This window comes from Micromonospora sp. NPDC051924, assembly GCF_055586005.1.
In genome coordinates, this window is sequence record NZ_JBVJJA010000111.1 from 1 (window position 1) to 1,638 (window position 1,638).

Here is a 1,638-nt window from a genome sequence, read left to right on the forward strand (position 1 = left end):
GGATTCCTGCTTCCCCGCGCGGTGCCGGCACGAGTGCCGGTCTTACCTGCGCTCCACAGGCGTTTGAGTTGTCCCAGCGTCCCTGGGCCAACACGTTGAGTGCCGCGTTGACGTCCCGGTCGTGGACCGCGCCACAAGGGCAGGTCCATGACCGGACGTTCAGCGGTTTGGGTCCGTCGAGGCGGCCACACACCGAGCACGTCTGTGACGTGGGCGCGAACCTGTCGATCTTTCCGAAAGTCCGCCCCCACCGGGCGGCCTTGTACTCCAACATGGCCGTGAACGACGCCCAGCCGGCGTCGTGTACGGACTTGGCCAGCCTGGTCCGGCCGAGACCGGTCACGCACAAGTCCTCGACGTACACCGCTTGGTTGTCGCGGATGATCGTCGTGGACAGCTTGTGCTGCCAGTCCCGCCGGGTGTCGGCCACCCGCGCATGGGCGCGGGCGACCTTGACGACGGCCTTCTTGCGGTTCTGACTGCCCCGCTGCTTGCGGGACAGGTCTTGCTGCAACCGGCGCAGCTTGCGGGCCGCGCGGCGCAGGAACTTCGGTGCCGCCACCTTCGTGCCGTCCGACAGCACCGCGAAGTGCGTCAGCCCCAGGTCGATCCCGACCTCCGACTCCACCACGGCAAGCGGCTCGTCCGAGGTGGTTACGACGAACGAGGCGAAGTACCGGCCCGCCGCGTCCCGGATGATCGCCACGCTCGACGGGTCCGAGGGCAACGAACGTGACCAGCGCACCGCGAGGTCGCCGATCTTCGGCAACCTCAGCCGGCCGTTGTCCAGCACCTTGAACCGGCTGTTCCTGGTGAACCGGATGGCCTGCCGGTTGTCCTTGCGCGAGCGGAACCTTGGCGGCGCGACCTTGCGGCCCTTGCGCTTGCCCGAGACCGAGGCGAAGAAGTTGCGATACGCGGTGTTCAGGTCCGCCAGGGCCTGCTGCAACACCACCGCCGACACCTCGGAAAGCCACGCCCGCTCCGGGGTCTGCTTGGCCTCGGTGATCAGGCGACGGGACAGTTCGGCGTCGGAGACGTACTTCTCGCCCGCCTCGCGGGCCTGCTGGCGCAGGTGCAGCCCGTCGTTGAACACCACCCGCGCGCAGCCGAACGCCCCAACCAGCGCTTCCTGCTGGCCCGACGTCGGATAGACGCGGAAGTTGTACCGGAGCTGCACGACCACGAGCGTACCGTGTTGGTTTATGGCTGACCTTGAAGGCATTCGCACTGGCAGGCATTGCGTTTTCGCGCTGCACGCTCACTTGGTCTTCGTCACGAAGTTCCGGCATCGGGTGTTCGCCGACCGGCATCTGGTCCGGCTGGAGGAGAACATGCGGGCGGTATGCGCCGACTTCGAGTGCGAGCTGGTCGAGTTCAACGGCGAGGACAACCACGTCCACTTGTTGGTCAACTTTCCGCCCAAGGTCGCCCTGTCGAAGCTGGTCAACAGCCTCAAAGGCGTCTCCTCACGTCGGATGCGCCAGGAGTTCCCCGACCTGGCGCGCCACTACTACCGAGCCAACAAGCTGTGGTCAGGCTCGTACTTCGCCGGGTCCGTCGGCGGCGCACCCTTGACTGTCCTGCGCCAGTACATCGAGCAGCAGAACCGGCCGGCTTAGAGCACGCTCGGGCCTA

The 1,638-nt window shown here is 66.6% G+C and carries 2 protein-coding genes; one reads left to right on the forward strand and one right to left on the reverse strand.

The features are described 5' to 3' along the window. Window positions 1–1,186: RNA-guided endonuclease InsQ/TnpB family protein (locus ACZ6S5_RS34840; RefSeq protein ID WP_466006543.1), on the reverse strand; the 1,186-nt coding region annotated here is incomplete at its 3' end. A gap of 19 nt (window positions 1,187–1,205) precedes the next feature. On the opposite strand from ACZ6S5_RS34840, the gene tnpA reads away from it, so the two are divergent. Further along, window positions 1,206–1,622, forward strand: coding sequence for an IS200/IS605 family transposase (gene tnpA / locus ACZ6S5_RS34845; RefSeq protein ID WP_466006544.1), 417 nt, complete (start codon window positions 1,206–1,208; stop codon window positions 1,620–1,622). The last annotated feature ends 16 nt before the right edge of the window (window positions 1,623–1,638 follow it).

Coding starts and splice junctions, on each gene's coding strand:
- tnpA (WP_466006544.1), top strand. CDS start 1,206: ATGGCTGACCTTGAAGGCATTCGCACTGGCAGGCATTGCGTTTTCGCG.